The organism is Sulfitobacter sp. 1A13496 (genome assembly GCF_043557225.1).
Lineage (GTDB): Bacteria > Pseudomonadota > Alphaproteobacteria > Rhodobacterales > Rhodobacteraceae > Sulfitobacter > Sulfitobacter faviae.
This window is the reverse complement of sequence record NZ_JBIFFP010000004.1, coordinates 205,851-223,683: the sequence shown is the minus strand read 5'-3', so window position 1 is coordinate 223,683 and position 17,833 is coordinate 205,851. Positions and strand designations below refer to the sequence as shown.

Below are 17,833 nucleotides of genomic sequence, written 5' to 3'. Positions count from 1 at the left end.
CGCGACAGCGCGGCCCGGGGGAAAGTTTAGGATTACTGGAAGACGGCCTCCGGCGCGTCGAGGCTGTCGGAGCCTTCAAAGGCGATCTCGTCACCGCCCAGAGCCGTCACCGCGCGCTCAATGGCGCGGGTCTGGTTCACCAGCGCGTCGACCGCGCCCATGATCAGCGCCTCGCCCTCGGCATTGCCACGCTCAAGCATCATGTCATAGCTGAAACCCGCTTCGGCGGCGGTCTTGATCTGGCCCAGCTCCACCATGGAAGCGTTCAGCTTGGCGCGCAGGTCTTCATCGACACCCGCGTCGGCGCTGGCCACCAGATCGGACAGCGACGCGCCCGAGACCACACGCCCATCGACGCGCAGGTATTCGCCCAGATAGACGTTCCGCACGCCCAAACCGTCGTAGTAGTGGCTGTTGTGGGTGTTGTCCGAGAAGCAATCATGTTCTTCCTCGGGGTCGTTCAACATGACGCCCAGCTTCATCCGCTCCCCGGCCTGTTCGCCGTAGGAAAGCGAGCCCATGCCGGTCAGGATCGCGTCGATCCCGGCGTCTTCGTCGGCCAGCACGGTGGCGCGCGCCTCACCGCCTTCGGCCCATTGACCGGCCATCCATTCCAGATCGCTGACCAAGAGATCGGTGGCGGCCTTGAGGTATTGCCCACGGCGGTCGCAATTGCCGCCGGTGCAGTCGTCATCCGCTGCGTAGTCGGTCCAAGGACGGTCGCCCGCGCCGTGGTCGGTGCCGTTCAGGTCTTGGCCCCAGAGCAGGAATTCGATGGCATGGTAGCCGGTGGCGACATTGGCCTCGACCGCGCCCGCCTCATGCAACTGCCCTTCGAGCAGTTCGGGGGTGATTTCGGTGGCGTCCACCTCTTCCCCGCCGAGCGTGAATGTCGGGTTGGCGATGACGTTCAGAACCGCCAGTTGGTTCTCATCTGTTTCACCGCCATAGGAGGCGTCGACATAGTCGATCAGACCCTCGTCCAGCGGCCATGCGTTTACCTTGCCTTCCCAGTCATCGACGATGGCATTGCCAAAGCGGAACACCTCGGTCTGCTGGTAGGGCACGCGGGCGGCCAGCCATGCGGTTTTCGCCGCCTGAAGCGCCTCGGCAGAGGGGGAGGCGATCAGCGTCTCGACGGCGGCTTGCAGGGTCTGCGCGGTGGTCAGGCTGTCTTCGTATCCGGCCTGCGCGATGTCGGCATAGGTGTCCAGCACCTCGGCCTTGCCTTGGGCGAATGCCGGGGCGGCGGCGAATGTGATCAGCGCAATGGCCGTGGACGCTTTGAGGCGCATCGGATGTCCTTCCTTGAAAATCACCATGGTCCCGACACAGGGCGTATCGGGCCTTCGGGCAATAGGTGACTTATTTTGTCGGAAAAGACAAGGTACAACCTCAGGCGGGCTGAACCTGCGAAATCCCGCTAGCTCGTGGCCCTTTCCAACAGGGTCACATGGGTATCGCCATATTTGCGCGTGTCGATCCGGGCGAATCCCTCAGGCGCCTGCATGGGGGCGCTTTCTTCCCAGACGACCATCGCCCCGGGGGTGAGCCAGCCGCCTTCGGCCGCCGCGGCAAGCGCCTTTTGCCCCATGGACTTGCCATAGGGCGGGTCGAGAAAGACCAGATCGAAAGCCGCCTGCGTCCACGGCCCCAGCCGCGTGGCATCATGGCGCAGCAGTTGGGTGTCCGCCACCGTGTCCAGCTTGCGCATATTCTCCCCGAGCAGCCGCTGCCCGCTGCGGCCATTCTCGACGAAACAAACCGATGCGGCCCCACGCGACAGCGCCTCGAACCCAAGCGCGCCGGTGCCTGCAAAGAGGTCCAACACCCGCGCGCCTTCGATCACGTCGTGATGGGTCAGCATCGAAAAAAGGCTTTCGCGCACCCGGTCCGAGGTCGGGCGCAGATGCGCCCCGGCGTCGCCCTTGCCAAGTGCCGCCAGTGGGCGGCCCCGGTATTTCCCAGCGATGATCCTCATGCCCGCAGCAGCGCCTTGAGGTCCGTCTGATGGTCCGCGACCAAGGCGGGATCGGGCGATTTGCCGGCCTCAATTAACCGTTTGCCGACCATATAGCCCCGTGGATCGTTCGCCGCATCGACGGCCAGCAACGTCTCACCGCGGTAATACCAGAAGGAAGCGCTGCCCGCGCCCCGGCGGGTAACGACGCGGTCATAGCCTGCGTTTAGCCCAGCGATTTGCAGTTTCACGTCATATTGGTCAGACCAGAACCACGGTTTGGCGATGTATTCCTTGCCCGCGCCAAGGATGTTTTCGGCCACGACCTCGGCCTGATCGATGGCGTTTGGCACGCTTTCCAGACGGATGCGCCCGCCGCGATAGGGGAATGAGGTGCAGTCCCCCGCCGCCCAGATACCGGGCAGGTTCGTGCGGCCCTGCGCATCGACCTTGATGCCGTTGTCGATCTCGACCCCCGCGCTGGCGGCCAGCGCGATGTCGGGCTCGATGCCGACGCCGGTGATGACGAAATCGGCGGCGATCTCTGTGCCGTCGCTCAGCCGTGCGCCGGTGACATGGCCCTCGCCCAAGAGCCGCTCCAGCCCCACGCCTTCGCGCAGGCGCACGCCGTGGCCTTCATGCAGGGCGCGGAAATAATCGCTGGTCTCTGGCGCGGCCACCCGTTGCAGGATCCGGTCGGCCATTTCCACCAGCGTGACCTCAAGCCCCAGCTTGGCCGCGACCGCCGCCGCCTCCAGCCCGATATAACCGCCGCCGACGATCAGCACCTTCGCGCCCTTGACGAAACGCGGGGCCATGGCATCGACATCCGCCAGATCGCGCACGGTAAAGACACCCTCCAGCGCCCCGCCGATCGCGGCGGGCAAGCGGCGCGGGGTCGAGCCGGTGGCGAGCACCAGTTCGTCATAGGCGACCGCGCCGTCGGAGGTGCTCAGCACCCGCGCCTCGGAATCAATCGCGGTAACGCGGCAGTCGGTTTTCAGCGTGATCCCTTGATCGGCGTAGAATGCCTCGGGCCGGAGCAAGAGACGCTCTTGGCTCATCTCCCCCAGCAGGTAGCCTTTGGACAGGGGCGGGCGTTGGTAAGGGGGGCACGGCTCGCCGCCGATGAGGGTGATTTTCCCCTCGAACCCGCCGCTTCGCAGTTTTGCCACGCATGACGCTCCCGCCTGCCCGGCTCCGATCACCACCACATGCTGCATCTGCCACCCCCCGATTGATCTGGTCTCAGTCGCGGTCAAAGCCTATATCTGGCCCCAAGACAACCGCAATGACAGGAGAGGCTATCCCATGACGATTTCTCAAGGTTCGACACTGCCAGACGCGAAACTGGTTCAGATGGGCGCCGATGGACCCGAGCCGGTGCAGATGGCCGACAAGGTCAAAGGCCGCAAAGTGGTGATCTTTGCCGTGCCGGGCGCCTTCACGCCGACTTGCCACTCAGCCCATGTGCCCAGCTTCGTGCGCACCAAGGATCAGTTCGACGCCAAGGGCGTGGATGAGGTGATCTGCATTTCCTGCAACGATCCTTTCGTGATGAAGGCTTGGGGCGAGGCGACCGGCGCGACAGAGGCCGGGATCACCATGCTCGCCGACGCAAGCAGCGCATTCACCCGCGCCATCGGCATGGAGTTCGACGCCGAGGGCGCCGGGCTGGTGGGCCGGTCCAGACGCTATGCGATGCTGGTCGAAGACGGTAAGGTCACGCTCTGGCAGCCCGAAGAAAGCGCAGGCACCTGCGAGATTTCCGGCGGCGAAGCGTTGCTGGATAATATGTAAAGTGACGGGCAGCGACTGAGCGGATCAGGCGCTGCCCTTCCAACGACCCGCCCGGTGGCACACCGGGCATCGCCCTCCCTCCCCCCGGAGGGCGATTTTGCAAGGGTCTGGCAGACGGAACCTCAATTTAGGGTGAACCGGCCCGCCATACAGCGAGCCCCTCATCGCCCCCCAGGGAGGGCGATGCCCTTCGTTTCAGCAGGCAACGCCCTTCAGACGCCTTACTCCGCCGCCTGAACGATTGTGCGCGTGGGGAAGGGAATATCCACCCCGCCCTCATCCAGCGCCTCTTTGACCTTGCGGGTCATATCGGCCTTGAAGGCAAAGTAATCGTCCGCGCTGCACCAGACCCGCACAAGGAAATCCACCGAACTGTCGTTGAGGTTGTTCACCTGAATGAAGGGCTCGGGGTCCGTATGCGCGCGCTCATCCGACATGATTGTGCTGCGGATGATATCCTCTGCGGTCTTGAGGTTCGCGCCATAGCCCACACCAAAGGTCCACTCCGCCCGGCGCGTCGGGTTGACGGAATAGTTGGTGATCACATTGCCCCAAACCTCGGAGTTCGGCACGATGACCTGCACGTTGCTGAGATCGGCCAGAACCGTGTAGTTCAGGTTGATCTGTTTGATCGTCCCCATCTCGCCCGCGATCACAACGAAATCGCCGATCTTGATCGGGCGGAACAGGATCAGCATGACGCCCGCGGCCACGTTCGACAGGGTGCCTTGCAGGGCCAGACCAATCGCCAGACCCGCGGCACCAATGACCGCCACGACCGAGGTCGTTTTGACCCCGAAAGTGTTGAGCACGAACAGAACAGTGAAGCCCAGCACCACATAGCGCACGATGGAAGCCAGAAATTCGAACAGCATCTCATCAAGGTGTTTGTGCCGCTTGCCAAGGTTCTCAACCCGGTGCTGCAGCCAACTGGAGATGATCCACCCCAGCAGCAGAATGGCAATCGCGGCGATCACCGACCCCGCCGCGCTGGCCAAGAACTCCAGCGTCAGCAGATCGGCAACTGTCTTGCCCTGCCACAACTCGGTTTCAAACAAATCTTGCATCCGGTCTCTCCGTCAGTCTTTACCGGCCCCAAAGAGACCATCCATCTTACGCGCCAGCTTCGCGTCGAGCGAGCTGAGCCCATCCACGTCATGGGTGATCAACGTTACCTCCACCCGGTTGTAAACGTTGCTCCATTCCGGATGGTGATTCCATTTTTCCGCCCAAATAGCCACCCTTGCCATCCAGCCAAAGGCATCGGCGAAATCACTGAACTTGAACGTCTTGTGGATCGCATCCCGGCCTTCCACCATCTCCCAGCCCGTGTTGAACAGCGGCTGAAGCAGGGTCTTGCGGGTTTCGATGCTCAATCTCTCGGTCATTCTTGTTCCTCGATCGTCGTCTTTTTGAAAGGTCCGTAGTCGGTCAGCACGCTGATCTCTTCGTCCACGGCGTCGCGTTCGGCCTGCAAATACTCCCCCACGGCGGCGGCAAAGCCCGGATCGCGCATCCAATGCAGCGACCATGTGGGCGAAGGCAAATAGCCCCGCGCGAGCTTGTGTTCGCCCTGCGCGCCTGCCTCGACACGGGCAAGCCCATGGGTAATGGCGAAATCCATGGCGCGATAATAGCACAGTTCGAAATGCAAAAAGGGGTGGTGTTCGGTACAGCCCCAGTAGCGGCCAAAGAGCGTCTCGCGCCCGATGAAGTTGAGCGCCCCGGCCACCCAACGCCCGTCACGTTCGGCCAGCACCAATGCAATATCGTCACGCAGGCTTTCCTGCGCATGGTCAAAAAATTCCCGCGTGAGATAGGGTGAGCCCCATTTCCGCGCGCCGGTGTCTTGGTAGAACTGCCAAAAGGCATCCCAATGTTCCGGCTCAATCCGATCTCCGGTGAACGTGTGGATCCTGCCGCCGAAATCCTGCGCCTGCGCGCGTTCCTTGCGGATGTTCTTGCGCTTGCGCGAGGACAGGCTGGCGAGGAACCCGTCGAAATCCGCATAGTCGCGGTTGTGCCAATGGAACTGCTGGCTTTTGCGGCTCATCAAGCCGAGTTCTTCGGCCCGCGCGACTTCGCCCTCGGTGCAAAAGGTCACATGCAGCGACGACAGCGCGTTGTTGTCGGTCAGCTGCACCGCGCCTTGAACCAGCGCGGCGGTGCCCGCCTCTTCGAACCCGGGCCGCAGCAGAAAACGCCGCCCGGTGGCGGGGGTATGCGGCACCGCGATCTGAAGTTTCGGGTAATAGCGCCCGCCCGCGCGTTCATAGGCATGGGCCCAGTTGTGGTCGAAGATATATTCGCCTTGGCTGTGCGATTTGGCATACATCGGCGCGACGGCGATCACTTGGCCTGCGATCCGCGCCACCAGATACTGCGGCTGCCAACCGGTGCCGGGGCCGACCGAGCCGCTGCGCTCAAGCGCCGAAAGGAAGCGATAGGTGGTGAAAGGATCGCGCGGACGGCCCCCATCCGCAGCCTCGGGACAGGCGCAGGCGTCCCAATCCTCTTGGCCGATCTGCGCCAATTCCGGCACCACGGTAATCTCGATTTCCTGCGCGTTCATCTGAGCCTTGCCTGCCTTGGGTCCTATGTGTGGCGTCGCCCTCGCAGATCAAGGGCGCGGGCGCGGCAGATAGTCCTCAAAGGTCACGTTCTGCGCCACCTGACGCGCCATATCTTCCTCCGCTTGGCTGCGGATCGTCCAACAGAGTACCGCCGCCCCTTCTGCTTTCAGTTCCGCCACGCGGGGGCGGCTCAGGTCGTCCGCCTCATGGCTGATGAAACAAGACCCGCTGTCGGTGTAATCGGGAATCTCGCGCAGCCGGTCGCAGGTCGCTTCGGGCAGCGGCCATTCATCGGGGCGATAGGCGCTGGTGGTCAGGCCGCGCGGCACCTCGGGCAAAAGCTGGGCCAGCGCGCGCACCGAATGCGGGTTGAAGGACATGACCGCCAGATCACCCCGGTAGCGGCCAAGCAGTTCCGCCGCGGCGGCCTCAAGCGCACCGACATCCGGCCCCATGGCACCGTCCTGATCCTTGAACTCCACCAAGAGCGGCACGCGCCCGGCAACGAGGTCGAGGATTTCTTCAAGCGTCGGAATCCCCTCATCACCGCCCTTCAGCGGGATCGCGGCAAGGGCACTTGCGTCGCGCAGCCGAACCGCGCCCTGCTCTTCCGTCAGCCGCTCCAACCCGTAATCGTGGAACACCATCGGCTTGCCATCGGCGCTGAGTTGCAGGTCGATCTCGATCCCCAGGCCCGCATCGACAGCCGCGCGCACGGCGGCGCGGCTGTTTTCGGGCCGTCCGGCGGCAAGGTCATGCAGCGCGCGATGCGCCAGCGGAATGTTCAAAAAGGCGGCAGGAAGGGTCATTCGATCTCAAAGATGCCTTCGATTTCGACGGCGACACCCAGCGGCAGCGATGCGGCAGAGACCGCCGAGCGGGCGTGACGGCCCGCATCGCCCAACGCCTCGACCATGAAGTCGGAGGCGCCGTTGATGACCTTGGGCTGGTCGGTGAAGTCGGCGGTGGAGTTCACGAAGCCGGTCAGTTTCACCACACGCTTGAGCCGGTCCAGATCGCCATCACAAGCGGCGCGGACCTGCGCCAGAAGGCTCAGCGCACAGCTGCGCGCGGCGGCGGCACCGGCGTCGACATCCATATCGGCGCCCAAACGCCCGGTGATCAACCCATCCGGCCCGTTGGAGATCTGGCCCGAGACATAGACGGTATTGCCGGTGACCACGAAGGGCACGTAGTTCGCCGCGGGTGCGGGCGCGTCGGGCAGGGTGATGCCGAGTTCGGCAAGGCGGGCGGTCAGGGACATGACGGGCTTCCTTTGGTTGCGGTTCTGGGGCGGACGCTAACCGCCCGCCGCGCCAAGGGAAAGCCCCTTTGCCACCTGCCCCGCTTCAGCTTTCGCGGAAGGCGCGGGCGAAATAGTCGGCCATCGGTTTCAGCAAATAGGCCATGGGAGAGCGCTCCCCGGTGCGGATGAAAGCCTCGACCGGCATGCCGGGTAGGAGAATGGTGCCCTCCTCCAGCTTATCCGTCTCACCGGGGTTCAGCGCGATCTCGGCCCGGTAATAGCTCTGACCGGTGGCGTCATCTTCGATGGAATCGGCAGAGACCTGCAAGACCTTGCCCACCAGTTCCGGCGTGGTGCGCTGGTTCAGCGCCGAAAGACGCAGGTTGACCTCTTGGCCCACGGCGACCTGATCGATGTGAATGGTCTGCACCTGCGAGGCGATGATCAGCGGACGGTCCTGCGGAACGAGATACATCAGCGGCTCCGCCGCGCGCACGACGGAACGCGGGGTTTGCACCTGCATGCCATAGATCACCCCCGACACCGGCGCGCGGATATCAAGGCGGTCGATCTCGGCCCTCAGCGCGCGGCGCTGCTCGGCCATCTCCAACTCACGGTAGCGCAGATCGCGCAGTTGAGTGATCGCCTCTTCCCGTCCGGCGGAGCGCAGTTTGAGCCGTTCGATGTCGATCTCGGTCACCCGCTCTTGCGACTGGGCCTTTTGCGCCGAAAGCTCTCCGATCTGGCCGCGCAGGCGGGCCTGTTCGCGCATGAGGGTGAGCACGGCAGAGGCCTGCGTCAGGCCCCGGTCCAGCAGCGATTGCTGATTGGCCAACTCCTCTTCGATCAGCTCCAACTGCCGCGAAAGCGCGGCCTCCTGCGCGTCGACCCCGCGGATTTGCGCGTTGATCTGCGCCCGGCGTTTGCCCAATTGCTCAAGCTCCTGCGCCACGCTGACGCGGCGCGCGTCAAAAAGGTTGCGCTGCCCGTCCACCAATTCCTGCACGTCAGGGTTCGTCGCCCCGGCGGTCAGCAACTCTTCGTCAAATGTGACCGTCTCGACCTCATCGCGCTGCGCCTCTAGCCGTCCCCGGCGGGCCATAAGCTCGTAAAGCTGCCCTTCGACAATGGCCAATTGCGAGGTCAACTGCTCCGCATCCAGCCGCAGCAGCACATCCCCGGCGGCGACGCTGTCGCCCTCATCCACAAGGATGTCGGCCACCACGCCGCCGGTCTCATGCTGGACGATCTGCCGGTTGCGGTCGACTTCGATCCGGCCCGAGGCCACGACCGCCCCGGCGATTTGGCTGGTCACCGCCCATGTGCCAAAACCACCGAAGAGCAGGAGCAGCCCGATGAACCCAAGGATCAGGGGCCGCTTCGCCGACCAGCGCTTGTCCTCACGGGCGTTCATACCACGCCCCCCGAGCGCGCGGGCGCTTTCTGGATCTCGCGGTGGTTTTGCACCATCCCGGCCAGCACCTCATCCTTGGGGCCAAAGGCTTTGCGCATGCCGTTATCCAGCACCAGCAGCGTGTCGCATTCCTGAATGGCTGCCGGGCGATGCGCCATGATCAGCACCGACCGCCCGCTGGCCTTCATCTGTCGGATCGCGTGGTTCAGCGCCTGAGAGCCGGTATTGTCAAGGTTCGAGTTCGGCTCATCCAGCACGACGATCACCGGGTCATCATAAAGCGCCCGCGCGAGCCCGATCCGCTGCATCTGCCCGCCTGAAAGCCGCACCTGCCCTGCGCGGATGGGCGTGTCATAGCCTTGCGGGAATTCGAGGATCATCTCATGGGCCGCCGCCATCTTGGCCGCCTTGACCACTTTGGCGTCGTCAGGATTGGGAGAGAGGCGGGCGATATTCTCGGCAATGGTGCCGTCGAACAACTGAACGCGCTGCGGCAGATATCCGATATGCCGCCCCAAAGTCTCGCTCCCGTAATGCTCCAGCGCGGCCCCGTCGAGGCGGATAGACCCGCCTGCAGGCGGCCAGACCCCGGTGAGCGTGCGGGCCAAGGTCGATTTCCCCGCCCCCGAGGGGCCGATCACGCCAACCGCCTGCCCCGGCTCAACGGTGAAGTTGATCGACTTGAGCGCCGCCTGTTTCTCACCCGGCGCCACGACGGTCAGCGCTTTTGCGGCGAGTTTTGCCTTTGGCTGTGGTAGGGCAGTGCGCGCGGGCTCTTCCCCCACCGCACCCAGAAGCTGCGCCAGATTGGCCCAACCGGCCCGGCCCCGCTGCACCACCGGCCATTGGTTCAACGCCAGTTCCACCGGTGCCAGCGCCCGGCCCAAGAGGATCGAGCCTGCGATCATCGCGCCCGGTGTCATCTGGTTTTTCAAGACCAGCCAAGCGCCGAGACCCAGCATGGCGGATTGCAGAAACAGCCGCAGCGTCTTGGTCATCGCGGTGAAAGTGCCGCCCACGTCGGTCGATTTCACCTGCTGCGCCAGCGCCTGCCCCCGGGCCTGCTGCCAGCGGGTAAAGACGGCATCGCGCATCCCCATGGCCTGCACCATCTCGGCCTCGACCCTGATCTGGCCCGACATGGCATCCGCCGCCTGCCCCGAGATGCCAGCCCGGGCTTGGCTTTCGCGCGACAGCATTTGATTGGCCACCGCGATTGCCACCAGCACGGCGGCACCACCCAAGGCCAGCCAGCCCAACATCGGGTGGAACAAGAAGATCGCGGCAAAGAAGATCGGCGTCCATGGCGCGTCAAAGGCAGCCATTAGCACTGGGGAGGTCATGAGGCGCTGCACGGCTTCGAGATCGGCAAGGCCCGCGTTGGTTTTCACGTCCGGGGCCACGGCGGATTTGCGCACCACCGCGTCGAACACCCGCCGGTCGAGATCGGATTGAAACCGCGCCCCCACCCGCGCCATGATCCGGCCACGCGTGTAATCCAAAAGCCCCATCACCGCATAGAGAAAGACGACGAGAACCGAGAGGGCGATCAGCGTTTCCTCTGACCCTGAGCCGAGCACGCGGTCATAGACCTGCAACATATAGAGCGGGCCGGTGAGCATGAGCATATTGGCAAAAAGGCTGAACAAGGCCACCGCCCAATAAAGCCCGCGGCTGCGCCTGCGCACGCGACGCAGCTCGGACAGCCCCCTGTTCACCACATCGCTCTGCATCAAACCCCTTCAACGCTGCCCGCCACGCGCGCAGCACCTTCCCGCCTTTGGGGAATTGATACTGAGTTTAACAACCCAATGCTATTGATTTTTCGGCCCGCCCCCGACCGCCTCAGCGGTCAAGGAAGTTCGGCGCGGGCGCGCTGGCACCGCTGCCGCTGCTGCCGCCGCCAAAGATATCGCGCAGAACCCTGTCGATCACATTGTCCGCGCCGCCGCCTTGGTTGCCACCGCCTTGGGGTTGCGGCTGTGGCTGCGGTTCGGGCTGTGCCTCGCTCAGGTTGCTGGGCGGGGCGGGCGCCTGCATCGGCAACTCCTTGAGGGGCATCCCCTCATGCACGCGGCTCATGGTTTCGCGCCAAATCTCTGCGGGCAGGCCCCCGCCCGTGACCCCGGTGAGCGGCGTGTTGTCGTCATAGCCCATCCAGACCCCGGCCACATAATCCGCCGAGAAGCCCACGAACCAGGCATCTTTGTTGGCCGAGGTGGTGCCGGTCTTGCCCGCCAATTGCCGCCCGCCAAACTTGGCGCGCTGGCCGGTCCCTTCGGAGATCACCTTTTCCATCATATAGACCAACTGGCGCGCGGCATCTTCTTGGATCACACGTTCGTTGATGCCGCCGCCGGTGCCCATCAGCGGCTCCGTCTCGCCCAGAAGGCGCAGGTCGACCAACCCATAGGGCGTCACCGATGAGCCGCCGTTGAGGATACCGGCATAGGCGCCGGTCATTTCAAGCAGGGTGCTCTCCGATGCGCCAAGCGCCAGCGCCGGACCAGCGGCCAGATCGCTTTTGATGCCGAACTGCGTGGCGACCGAACTCACCGTTTCGCGGCCCACGCTTTCCGAGACTTTTACCGCCGGAATGTTCAGCGAGCTTTTCAGCGCCTCGGTCAGGGTCACCGGCCCCTTGAAACTCTTGGTGTAGTTCTTGGGACACCACTGTCCCGAACCGGGGATATTCAGGCAATAGGGCTCATCCACGATGATGTCATCGGGCGAATAGCCCAGATCGAGCGCCGCGGCATAGATGAAGGGTTTAAAGGCCGAGCCGGTCTGGCGCATCGCCTGCGTGGCACGGTTAAAGGCGCCCGCGACCTTGGTCTTGCGCCCGCCGACCAGCGCGCGCACCGCGCCATCAGAAGACATCACCACGATCGCCGCCTGCGCCTTGGAGCCTTCGCGGACCTTATTCTCAAACACCCATTTCAAGCCTTCCTCGGCTGCGCGCTGGATGCGCTGATCGAGGGTGGTCTTGATGATCACGTCCTCGGTGGTGTTGCGGGTAAAGAACTCCGGCCCCGAGGACATGACCCAGTCGGCGAAATAGCCACCCGCCTCGGCCTCTGCCGCCTCGGACAGTTGCGCGGGGTTGGCGATGGCCTCATCAGCCTCGCCGGCAGAGAGATAGCCCTGCTCTTCCATCAGGCGGATCACCGTGGCGGCGCGGCTTTGCGACCGGTCCAGATTGTTGGTGGGCGAAAGCGTCGTGGGCGCGGTCAGAAGACCGGCCAGCATCGCGCCTTCGGCGGGCGAGAGGGCCGCTGCGGGCTTGCCAAAGAACCGCTGCGCCGCGGCCTCTGCCCCAAAGGCACCGCCGCCCATATAGGCGCGGTTAAGGTAGATCGAGAGGATGTCGTTCTTAGTGTATTTCAGCTCCATCGCGATGGCAAAGAGCGCTTCCTTGGCCTTGCGGCCCAAAGACGAACGACGGCATTCCGCCTCATATTCCTTTTCCGTCATGCCGCTGCTGGGGTCATAGGGTTCGCCCAGACAAAGCAGTTTGGCTGTCTGCTGCGTGATGGTCGAGCCGCCGTGGCCGGAAAGCGGCCCGCGCCCCTCGCTCAGGTTGATGCGCACAGCCGAGGCGATGCCCCGCGGGCTGACGCCCAGATGGCGATAGAATCGCTTGTCCTCGGTGGCGATGACCGCGTTTCTCAGATGTTTGGAAACCGATTCCGCCGAGACCACGCCGCCAAACTGGTCGCCGCGCCATGCAAAGACCTCTCCCTCACGGTCAAGCATCGTGACAGAGCCGCGCGCGCGGCCATCCAACAACGCTTCGAGGGGCGGGATCGTGGTGTAGATATAGCCAACGGCCAAGGCGAGGACGAGGAAGACCACAAGGCTGACACGCCATGTGATCGTCCAGATCAAGCGCCAGATCCAGCGGGCGAGGCCCGCAAAGAAACCGATGATACCGCCGCGCCGGGGGCGTTTGGGACGAGCGGCTTTGCGGCGGGCGGGCGCGGCCTTGCGCGTGGCCGGTTTGCCCCGCGCCGCGGTCTTGGCCTTTGGTTTGGCCTTACCGGGATACCGCTTGTCGGCCACCAAAGGGCGTTTGCGCTTGTTCTTATCGGTCATAATATCGCCTGCTCGGGCCTATTTTTCGCCACTTTAGCCTGACTGCAGCGGTTTGTTTAGCGCTGCAAGGTCCAATCGGCGTCAAATGTCTGATTAATTTATAGGCAGATTCCAACCTGCGCCCGCTTTTTAGGCGGCACTGCCACGCAATGGCGCAAATATGGCAGGCAAACCTGTCCAAGAGCGCCCGATATCCGGTTTTCTCATGCTGCACGGGCAGCCGCCCGCTTCGGTAAGCACGCATTCGGACCCGCAGACAGGAAACGACCATATGAAACCCATCTTAATACTTCCCCTCGCAGCGGCGGTCAGCGCCCTGCCCGGGCTGGCGCTGGCACAGGACGCGGAATACGCGACGCTGGCGGATACGACCTTCATCTTCAACACCCTGCTTTTCCTGATCGGCGGTTTTCTCGTCTTCTGGATGGCGGCGGGTTTCGCCATGCTGGAAGCCGGGCTTGTCCGCTCCAAGAACGTCACCACGCAGTTGACCAAGAACATGGGCCTCTTTGCCCTCGCGGCGGTCATGTATTGGCTGGTGGGCTATAACATCATGTATCCCGGTGACGGCAATTGGATCATGGAAGGCGTCTTTGGCACCTTCGCGACCAAGGATATCAAGACCGAGATCGACGCAGGCGGCTACTCCAACGCCTCCGACTTCTTCTTTCAGCTGATGTTCTGCGCCACCACCGCCTCCATCGTGTCGGGTGCACTAGCCGAGCGGATCAAGCTATGGCCCTTCCTGATCTTCGTGGTTGTGCTGACCGGCTTCATCTACCCGATCGAAGCGTCCTGGCAGTGGGGCGGCGGTTTCCTTTCCGCCATGGGCTTCAGCGACTTCGCCGGTTCGACCCTCGTGCACGCCGCTGGTGGTTTCGCCGCACTCGCCGGGGCCATCGTACTGGGGCCGCGTTTGGGCAAATACGGCAAGGATGGCCGCGTTGTGCCGATGCCGGGTTCCAACCTTGCCCTCGCCACTTTGGGCACGTTCATCCTGTGGATGGGCTGGTTCGGCTTTAACGGTGCGTCGCAGCTTGCCATGGGCACCATCGAAGACGTGGACGCCGTAGCGCAGATCTTTGCCAACACCAACATGGCCGCTGCCGCCGGTGCCATCGCCGCGCTGATCCTGACGCAGGTGATGTACAAGAAAGTCGACCTGACCATGGTGCTGAACGGCGCGCTGGCCGGTCTCGTCTCGATCACTGCAGGGCCGCTTGACCCGACGCTGTTTGGTGCGCTTTGGATCGGTGCCGTGGGCGGTGTCATCGTGGTGCTGACCGTGCCGATGCTCGACAAGTTCAAGATCGACGATGTGGTCGGCGCGATCCCGGTTCACCTGATCGCCGGTTTCTGGGGCACGCTGGTCGTGCCGGTCTATACCGAAGGCACATCCTTCGTCACACAGATCATCGGCTTTGCCGCGGTTGGCCTCTTTGTCTTCATCGTCAGCTTCGTCGTCTGGCTGATCCTGAAAGCCGCCGGTGGCATCCGCGTCAGCGAAGAGGCCGAGATCACCGGTCTGGACATGTCGGAACTGGGCATGGAAGCCTACCCCGAGTTCGCCAAGGGCTAAGCCTCGGCGACATCGCCAAACAATCGACCGCCCGGCCAGCAATGGCCGGGCGGTTTGCGTTAGGCCACTAGGGGTAAAGAAATGGTAAAGGTCGTGCCGACACCCGGCGCGCTGACATAGCGGATGCTGCCCCCGTGCCGGTCCAGAATCTGCCGGGTGATATGCATCCCCAGACCGCTGCCATAGGCGACCTTGGTGTCGGAGCCATCGACCTGCGAAAAGGGCGCAAAGACCTGCTCTTCCGCGCCCGGCGGGATGCCACAGCCGCTGTCGCTGACCTGCACATGCGCCATGCCTTCGGACTGCTGAAGGCTAACCTCCACCTGCCCGCCCGGGGCAGAGAATTTCACCGCGTTCGACAGCACGTTGCCAAAGACCTGCCCCAACCGCTCTGCATCGGCTTGGACCGTCAGCACCGCCGCGGGCATCTCGCAGCTAAAGCGGATATCCTTCTCCGGTTGCAGGCTTTCCGCCCTCGCCACGGCCTTTTGCACCAGCGGCGCGAGCGCGGCAGGTCGCAGGTCGATGCTGAACTCCGCACTGCTGAGGCTTTGGGTGTCGATCAGATCATTGACCAAGGTCGTCAGCGTCTCGGAGCTACCTGCGGCCTTTGCCAGCAGACGCGCCTTTTGCGCATCGCTCACCTTGGCCCCGCCCTGCGACAACAGGCCAAGCGCGCCGTTGATGACCGTCAGCGGGGTGCGCAGCTCATGGCTGACCGTGGCGAGGAACTGCGCCTGCATCTGCTCGGCGGCGATGGCCTTTTCGGCGGCGATCTTTTGCACGGTCACATCCAAAAGCGCCACGGCCCAGCCCACCTGTTTCTGCCCCGCCCCCAGAGAAATCGCATGGGCGCGCACGGCGAAATGGCGGTGACCCAGTTGGATATCTGTCACATCGGGTAGGCTGCCATGGGCCGCGAGATAGCGGATGATCGGCCCCAACTCCCCAAAGGCGCTCAGCGGGGCCTCGGGATCGGCCTCCCGACGCAAGAGGTCGGCGGCGGCTGGATTGGTCTCGATCGCAGCGCCGCTCGGGTCGACCACCAAAACCGGATCGGTGCTGTTGTAGAACAACAGCTCGCGCGCGATTGCGTTCACGTCGATCCAGCGGTTATCGGCCACCAGCCAGACCACCAGCGTCAGCGAAAGCGCGAATGAGAAAGGCGCCGGATCGGTGTTGAACAGGGTGATGCCGCCCAAGATATAGGCCAGATTGGCCACCATGGGGATCAGCGTCGCGGCAAAAAGCTTGAGGAAAAAGCTGCGCACCGCCGGGTTTGCCGAACGCACCGCCCGCCCCGCCACCACCGCCGCCGCCATGATGACCATGTAAAGATAGGTGATCGCGATGAAGAACAGCGGGCCGTGGTCGGATTGGACATAGGCCCCCTCTGCGCTCAGCAACCACTTGGTTTCGGGGCCATAGAACTTCTCATGCCAACCGCTCGTCACCGCGGCGAGGGTGATCAGCGCAGGCGCAAGCCCCGCGCAGAGCGGCACCAGCCATCGCGGCACCTTGGCCCCAAGCGCATATTCATAGAGGAAAAAAGCCCAGAAGGTTGGCAGCAGAACAAAGCCGATCCACGCCCAACGGCTGACCCCAAAGGCGCAGGCGGCAGAGGTGGCGGAAAGTTCGACCCCGACCGACAGAAGCCAGAGGTCCATGGCTAAAATGGCCAGCAAAAACCAATGTTTACCGGGTAGGCTGCTGTGCCCACGCACCCAATAGCCCAACACGGTGACAAGCGTGGCTGTCACGATCACCAGCTCTACCGCTGGCAAGCTCACATCCAAGCGGATGCACTGTAGGAATGATTCTAAAATTGGCCCGACCCTGAGTTTTCACTCAAGCTATCCAAACATGCCATTTCGACCAAGTTTTGATTAAAAGAGGCCAGAATAGAGGCATAGGGCGATTGTTCCGCAACAATCGAAGGCTGACCGGGCCGCGACATGCGCGGCCCGGAGCGCGATTAGATACCGACGTCGATGATCGCACGGGCGAGGATCGGCACGCTGTTTTGATTCAGCCCGGCAATGTTCATACGGCTGTCGCCGACCATATAGATGCCATGTTTCTCACGCAGCGCGTCGACCTTATCCGGCGTGGTGCCAAGCCGCGAGAACATGCCCCGGTGCTGGGCGAGGAAGCCAAAGCGGTCCGACCCGGAAAGTTTCTGCAACTCACCCGCCAGTTGCTCACGCAGACCCAGCATGGCGTTGCGAACATCCTCAAGCTCGGCCATCCAATCGGCCTTGAGCTCATCATCGGTCAGGATGGTCGACACGATCCGCGCGCCGTGATCGGGCGGGAAGCTGTAGTTCTGGCGGTTGAGGAAGGCCAAAGTGGCTTGGTTCAGCCCCTGCGCCGCCTCGGCGGCCACCAGCATCAGAATGCCGGTCCGTTCGCGGTAGATGCCGAAGTTCTTAGAGCAGCTTGCCGCGATCAGGCATTCCGGCACCGAAGCGGCCACTTTGCGCGTCGCAGCGGCATCGGCTTCCAGCCCGTCGCCAAAGCCCTGATAGGCGATGTCGATCATCGGCACGGCGCCGGTGCTTTGCAGCACTTCGATCACCGCGTCCCACTCCGCGCTGTTGAGGTTCGCGCCCGTGGGGTTGTGGCAGCAGCCGTGCAGCAGGACCACATCGCCTTTCTTGGCGGTCTTGAGGTCTTCGATCATGCCGTCGAAGTTCACGCCGCCGGTCGCGCTGTCGAAATAGCGGTAGTTCACCACTTCCATGCCCAGATAGGACAGGATCGACAGGTGGTTCGGCCATGTCGGATCAGAGACGAAAACGCGCGCTTCGGGGTTGGCCATACGCACCAGTTCAAAGGCCTGACGCACGGCACCGGTGCCACCGGGCGTGGCGGCGGCGGCAATCGCGCCGCGCGTCACGGCATCGCCCAGAACGAGCGCGGCCATCGCATTGGTATAGGTCGGATCGCCTGCCAGACCGGTGTAGACCTTGGTGTCTTGGTTTTCCCAGATGCGCTGCTCGGCGGCTTTGACCGCGCGCATCACCGGGGTGTTGCCGCTGGCGTCTTTATAGACACCGACGCCGAGGTCAATCTTCGTGTCGCGCGGGTCTTCGCGGTAGGCCTGTACAAGGGCGAGGATCTTATCGGCGGGTTGCGCCTTGAGCGTCTCGAACATTGGGTTCTC

At 63.4% G+C, this 17,833-nt stretch carries 15 protein-coding genes; 2 read left to right on the top strand and 13 right to left on the bottom strand.

Features of this window, described 5'->3' with window-relative positions; all coding sequences use genetic code 11:
* Window positions 1–32: 32 nt before the first annotated feature.
* The 3 genes from ACGYLX_RS11645 to ACGYLX_RS11635 all read right to left on the bottom strand — a co-directional run bounded on the left by ACGYLX_RS11645 (window position 33) and on the right by ACGYLX_RS11635 (window position 3,183).
* Window positions 33–1,295 (bottom strand): imelysin family protein, encoded by a 1,263-nt coding sequence (locus ACGYLX_RS11645; RefSeq protein WP_394449601.1) that lies wholly within the window; start codon window positions 1,293–1,295, stop codon window positions 33–35.
* Between the two features lie 128 nt (window positions 1,296–1,423).
* On the bottom strand, window positions 1,424–1,981 hold the full coding sequence (rsmD, locus tag ACGYLX_RS11640) for a 16S rRNA (guanine(966)-N(2))-methyltransferase RsmD (protein WP_394449599.1): 558 nt from the start codon (window positions 1,979–1,981) through the stop codon (window positions 1,424–1,426).
* Entirely contained in the window at window positions 1,978–3,183 is a 1,206-nt protein-coding gene (locus tag ACGYLX_RS11635) for an NAD(P)/FAD-dependent oxidoreductase (RefSeq protein WP_394449597.1), read from the bottom strand. The genes rsmD and ACGYLX_RS11635 overlap by 4 nt, the downstream gene beginning before the upstream one ends.
* 88 nt (window positions 3,184–3,271) lie before the next feature.
* Here ACGYLX_RS11635 and ACGYLX_RS11630 point away from each other — a divergent pair, with 88 nt between their 5' ends.
* A complete protein-coding gene (locus ACGYLX_RS11630; RefSeq protein ID WP_394449595.1) occupies window positions 3,272–3,760 on the top strand; it encodes a peroxiredoxin in 489 nt (162 codons plus the stop codon).
* 221 nt (window positions 3,761–3,981) lie between these two features.
* Here ACGYLX_RS11630 and ACGYLX_RS11625 read toward each other — a convergent pair whose 3' ends face one another.
* From ACGYLX_RS11625 to ACGYLX_RS11590, 8 genes are all read right to left on the bottom strand, one after another.
* Window positions 3,982–4,827 carry a mechanosensitive ion channel family protein gene (locus ACGYLX_RS11625; protein ID WP_394401907.1) on the bottom strand — a complete coding sequence of 282 codons (846 nt, stop codon included), beginning with the start codon at window positions 4,825–4,827 and terminating at the stop codon, window positions 3,982–3,984.
* A 12-nt stretch (window positions 4,828–4,839) separates the two neighbouring features.
* Window positions 4,840–5,148: a 4a-hydroxytetrahydrobiopterin dehydratase gene (locus tag ACGYLX_RS11620; protein ID WP_394401904.1), complete on the bottom strand. Its 309-nt coding sequence runs from the start codon at window positions 5,146–5,148 to the stop codon at window positions 4,840–4,842.
* Window positions 5,145–6,332 carry a GNAT family N-acetyltransferase gene (locus ACGYLX_RS11615; RefSeq protein ID WP_394401901.1) on the bottom strand — a complete coding sequence of 396 codons (1,188 nt, stop codon included), beginning with the start codon at window positions 6,330–6,332 and terminating at the stop codon, window positions 5,145–5,147. Before ACGYLX_RS11615 ends, ACGYLX_RS11620 begins: the two co-directional genes overlap by 4 nt.
* 48 nt (window positions 6,333–6,380) lie before the next feature.
* Window positions 6,381–7,142 carry a glycerophosphodiester phosphodiesterase family protein gene (locus ACGYLX_RS11610; protein ID WP_394449592.1) on the bottom strand — a complete coding sequence of 254 codons (762 nt, stop codon included), beginning with the start codon at window positions 7,140–7,142 and terminating at the stop codon, window positions 6,381–6,383.
* Window positions 7,139–7,597 carry a RidA family protein gene (locus tag ACGYLX_RS11605; protein ID WP_271688794.1) on the bottom strand — a complete coding sequence of 153 codons (459 nt, stop codon included), beginning with the start codon at window positions 7,595–7,597 and terminating at the stop codon, window positions 7,139–7,141. The genes ACGYLX_RS11610 and ACGYLX_RS11605 overlap by 4 nt, the downstream gene beginning before the upstream one ends.
* A gap of 85 nt (window positions 7,598–7,682) precedes the next feature.
* Window positions 7,683–8,993, bottom strand: a complete 1,311-nt coding sequence (locus ACGYLX_RS11600) for an HlyD family type I secretion periplasmic adaptor subunit (RefSeq protein WP_394449590.1) — start codon at window positions 8,991–8,993, stop codon at window positions 7,683–7,685.
* The gene (locus ACGYLX_RS11595) at window positions 8,990–10,726 is read right to left on the bottom strand and encodes a type I secretion system permease/ATPase (protein WP_394449588.1); all 1,737 of its coding nucleotides are present in this window, start codon (window positions 10,724–10,726) and stop codon (window positions 8,990–8,992) included. The genes ACGYLX_RS11600 and ACGYLX_RS11595 overlap by 4 nt, the downstream gene beginning before the upstream one ends.
* A gap of 112 nt (window positions 10,727–10,838) precedes the next feature.
* Window positions 10,839–13,088, bottom strand: a complete 2,250-nt coding sequence (locus ACGYLX_RS11590; protein ID WP_394449586.1) for a transglycosylase domain-containing protein — start codon at window positions 13,086–13,088, stop codon at window positions 10,839–10,841.
* Window positions 13,089–13,359: 271 nt separating this feature from the next.
* On the opposite strand from ACGYLX_RS11590, the gene ACGYLX_RS11585 reads away from it, so the two are divergent.
* Window positions 13,360–14,667 carry an ammonium transporter gene (locus ACGYLX_RS11585; protein WP_394449584.1) on the top strand — a complete coding sequence of 436 codons (1,308 nt, stop codon included), beginning with the start codon at window positions 13,360–13,362 and terminating at the stop codon, window positions 14,665–14,667.
* A gap of 59 nt (window positions 14,668–14,726) precedes the next feature.
* Here ACGYLX_RS11585 and ACGYLX_RS11580 read toward each other — a convergent pair whose 3' ends face one another.
* Complete coding sequence (locus ACGYLX_RS11580) at window positions 14,727–16,451, bottom strand: histidine kinase N-terminal 7TM domain-containing protein (protein WP_394449582.1); 1,725 nt, start codon at window positions 16,449–16,451, stop codon at window positions 14,727–14,729.
* A gap of 191 nt (window positions 16,452–16,642) precedes the next feature.
* Window positions 16,643–17,824, bottom strand: a complete 1,182-nt coding sequence (locus tag ACGYLX_RS11575; RefSeq protein WP_394449580.1) for an aromatic amino acid transaminase — start codon at window positions 17,822–17,824, stop codon at window positions 16,643–16,645.
* Window positions 17,825–17,833 lie beyond the last annotated feature (9 nt).